This window comes from Sulfitobacter sp. 15WGC (assembly GCF_005068605.1).
In the GTDB taxonomy this organism is placed as follows: Bacteria; Pseudomonadota; Alphaproteobacteria; order Rhodobacterales; family Rhodobacteraceae; genus Sulfitobacter; species Sulfitobacter faviae.
In genome coordinates, this window is sequence record NZ_SZNL01000033.1 from 1 (window position 1) to 3,608 (window position 3,608).

3 protein-coding genes and 1 pseudogene are annotated in these 3,608 nt (G+C 61.3%); all 4 read right to left on the reverse strand.

Annotation, left to right across the window (positions count from 1 at the left end; all coding sequences use genetic code 11):
* Positions 1-264: pseudogene (locus tag FCK22_RS17075) on the reverse strand (Clp protease ClpP); the annotation flags it as partial.
* On the reverse strand, positions 251-1,252 hold the full coding sequence (locus tag FCK22_RS17080; RefSeq protein WP_211243585.1) for a phage portal protein: 1,002 nt from the start codon (positions 1,250-1,252) through the stop codon (positions 251-253). The gene FCK22_RS17080 and the pseudogene FCK22_RS17075, both read right to left, overlap by 14 nt.
* A 257-nt stretch (positions 1,253-1,509) precedes the next feature.
* Positions 1,510-3,219, reverse strand: a complete 1,710-nt coding sequence (locus FCK22_RS17085; protein ID WP_136720684.1) for a terminase large subunit — start codon at positions 3,217-3,219, stop codon at positions 1,510-1,512.
* Positions 3,206-3,608, reverse strand: a 403-nt coding sequence (locus FCK22_RS17090) for a hypothetical protein (RefSeq protein ID WP_169306116.1), incomplete at its 5' end; no start/stop codon positions are given. The genes FCK22_RS17090 and FCK22_RS17085, both read right to left, overlap by 14 nt.

Below are 3,608 nucleotides of genomic sequence, written 5' to 3' on the forward strand. Positions count from 1 at the left end.
AAAAAAATCGCCACCGGGGCTGTTTATATCGACCCGAACGTCGCGCTCACCGATCGATCGCAGCGCCCCGGCGATCCGCTTGGATGTGACACCGTCGCCATAATCGCCGCCGCCGATCTCGCCGAGAATGGAGATTGATGCCTCATCGCTCGTTGCAGCATGGATGCCCGCGTTCCAGCGGTCGACCACATCGGTGCGCGGTTGCCATTCCATATTGGAGAGGGCTTTGAACGCTTTGATCTCGGGAAGTTTACGCAGGCTCATTCTGCCCTCCTATCTTTTGCTGGCCGAGTGCCGCCGGCAGATCATTTCGGCGCTCAAGGTCCATCCACTCGCGCGGCTCGTCGGGATGCAGCCATGGCGTATGACCGCCTGCGCCGAGCCCCTTGGCGAAGAACTCCGCCTGATCTTTCATGGACCCGCGCAGCAATGCGCCGGCGTTGAACTTAACCTCATACTCATCGGCCTCGCGCTCGGTCAGCAGAGAGCGTTCGATCGCCTGCTGCCAGGCCTCGAACCAAGGGTTCAGGCCATAGCGAACGAAGAACTGGCCCAGCACATCAATGCCCGAGCCCCATGACGTATCGTCGACCCCCAGAAGCGGGCGCGGGACGCCGAAGGGGCGTGCCGTTTCTTCGATCTGGTGCTTTCGTTGCTCCAACCCCTGCCCGTCCTTGCCGGGGTGCTGGCTGGAAACGAGATCCATGCCCTCTTCGAGAATCTTCCATTTGTGCGCGTTCTCGGTGCCCGCATCATCATTCATGCTGGCCTTAAGCCGCTCATAGGCCTCTGGTGAGAGCTTCTCTTTGTGCTTCAGCGCGCCCCCCACGATCATGCCGTTGCGGAACATGCGCGCCGCTGACTTCTCAGCCTGCTGTGCAAGCCCGATGGCTTCGGCAGACTGCTTGACCAGCGACAGGCCGGTGATCCCGTCATCGGAAAGCCCATAGCGCAGATGGAACACTTCGGACTGCGGCAGCGTGATGGGCCCGCGATTGCCCCGCGTCACCACATACTCCAGCGCCCAGTCGTCGCGCTGCTTCACCGTCACCCGATCCCCAGCTATTGGCACAAGCTGCATCACGCGGTTGCCGCTGCGCACGATCATCGCATAGGCGTCACCGTCTGTCAGCGCACGCTGCTGCATTAAGCTGCGGAACTCAAAAGCAGTCTGCCATGCGTTCGGCTTGCGGTGCAGCACCCGAAACAACGGATGATCGCTGGCCTTCGACTTGTCCGCTTTGCGCTGCATATGAAGCGGCACAGCATCCCAATGCTGAAGGCAATGAGCGACACGCAGCGCAGGATGGTTGTATTCTTCATTGCCGACTTGGCGTTGATATGCGCCCCGGATTCCGTCATCCCGCCGCCGCCCGTGCGCATGAACTCCAAGAGTGCTGGATCATCCAGACCGCTGAACACAGCCCCGCCCGGAACGCTGGCCTGCACCTCCTTTTTGCTCTCTGCGGCGGGGCGCCGGAACAGATTTAGAATTCCCATAACACCGCCTTAAAACGTGAGAATGCCGCGCTCTTCGTATACCGATGGCCCGCCGTGCCCGACCGGGTTCCAGCTCATCAGCATCACGGCGTTGAACAGCGCCATGAGCGGGTCGATCTTTGCCGACCCGCTGCGCGCCTTGGTCACCAGTACGGCGTTGCCGCGGGTCTCTGTCTTTGCATTGCCCACACACCACCGCATGAGCCGCTGGTCGCAATGCACCAGCGTCTTGTTCTTCAGCTTGACCGGCGTCCCCTTGATCGCCGCGTTCAGCTTGTAGCCCTGGCTGATCGCCCGGATGTCCTCGATCTCAAACCCGGCCTCGATCAGCGCATCGACAATCGAAGCCACGCCTTCGGGGTCCATGCCGATCCCGTCTTCTTCCGGCAGCAGCCCTGCCTCTTGTAGCCGCTGGCAGATCGCCACGATCTCAGGGTTGGCCTCGGCATCGAGGTTGTCGACCAGCGTCAGGTCCCCGGCCTCGACCAACTCATGCAGTTCGGGCGCGATGCTCTTGCGCAGCGTCAGCACACCACGATCCGCCCAAGCCCGGCCCCAGTGCATCCAGCGCTTGGTTTCCGCGTGACGCCCCAGCACCGAGACGCCCAGCAGATCGTCAAGCCCGCCCCCGTCGAGACCAACCACGCAGACCTCGGAAGAGGCGATGATCTCATCCAACGTCATTTCCGGCCGCCCGGCCCCGGCCCAGTGATCCGCGCCGATCCACCGCTCGGAGTGCAGGCCCAAGCCGATCTCAATATTGAGATGCTGGCTCATCCAAATCTGTTCAGCCTCGGGGCTGATCGCACCGTTGTTCGTGTAATCGTCTTCCAGACGCTGCTGACTGATGGAGCGGCCAAGGTTCGGCAGCACCAAGGGCCAGTTCTCGCGATTGCGCCAGTACCGCTCCTTTTTCTGCAACGCCTCCGGAAACTCATAGAGCACCGGCAACATGATCGGCCGCGCGCCCGCCTTACCGTCCCGGATCGCCCGGGCCTTGCCGATCTCTGCCTTCCAAATCCCCGCCGGTTCTTTGTCCGACTGGGTGGTGATCATCATCAACTGACCACCGGTCATGGTGATCCCGCCGCCTCTGATCTGCTGCATGACCTGCTGAGCGCCGTTCTTCTTGCCGAGTTCGTGCAGCTCATCGATGATTGTCATCACCGGGATTTCCCCGGTCACGATCGAGGTGTCGAAAGTCTTTACCTCCAGTTCGGTGCCTGTCTTGTAGCGCGTGATCGTTTTCGTGTGGTCCTGAACCCGGAATACCTTGGCCAGCTTCTCATCCAGCCGGATCATGCCCTGCGCCTGATCGAAGAGCCGGTTCGAGATGTTCTGTGATGGCCCGATCAGCAGCATCTGACCATTGGGCGACTCGTTCATGTAAAGCGCGGTCAGGGCGAGCCCCGCGCTATAGGTCGTCTTCGAGCTCTTCTTCGGAACCATGCAGAGCAGTTCCCAAACGAGCCTTTCCTTCGTCTCCGGATCCTCGCTGGCCAGAAAGGCGACCAGCACATCGCGGAACCAATCTCCGCAGGCCTTACTCATCGGCGGGTTGCCTGCGACATCGGGCAAGCGCAGCCGGTTGAAGAACGCCAGCGCCTTGCGCGCCTTGGTCTCATTCAGCGGCACATCCGCCATTGGTGTTTCGCGGCGGCGCAGCCGTTCCCACCAATCCGGACAGGCGAACCGCGGCAGCGGTTCAGTGCAGTCCATGGCTCGATTCTTGGTTCAACTCGCGCTCAAGTTCATCGTCGGCCTCATGGCCCATGAGCTCGCGGCGCTGTTTAACCCCCGGCGATTGCTGGCGCGGCTGGTCACTGCCCATCTCGCGCTCGGCGATCTCTCGCTCCGCCTTCTCGAGCAGCGGTTCCAGCGCCCGCATGGCCGAGACGCTGCCCTTATCCGCCTGGGCGTCGAGCCGAAGGATGTTGCGAGCCCGCATTTCTGCGATCGCCATCTCCCGCGCCATCTTGGCCTTGATTTTCCCACTTTGAAAATAATGCTTCCTCAGTGTGGGTACGCTGATGCCCAGTTCCCGCGCGATCTGTGAGTTGTTCAAACCCGCGACCAGCAAAGCTCTGATCTTGCTCGCATTTTTTAAG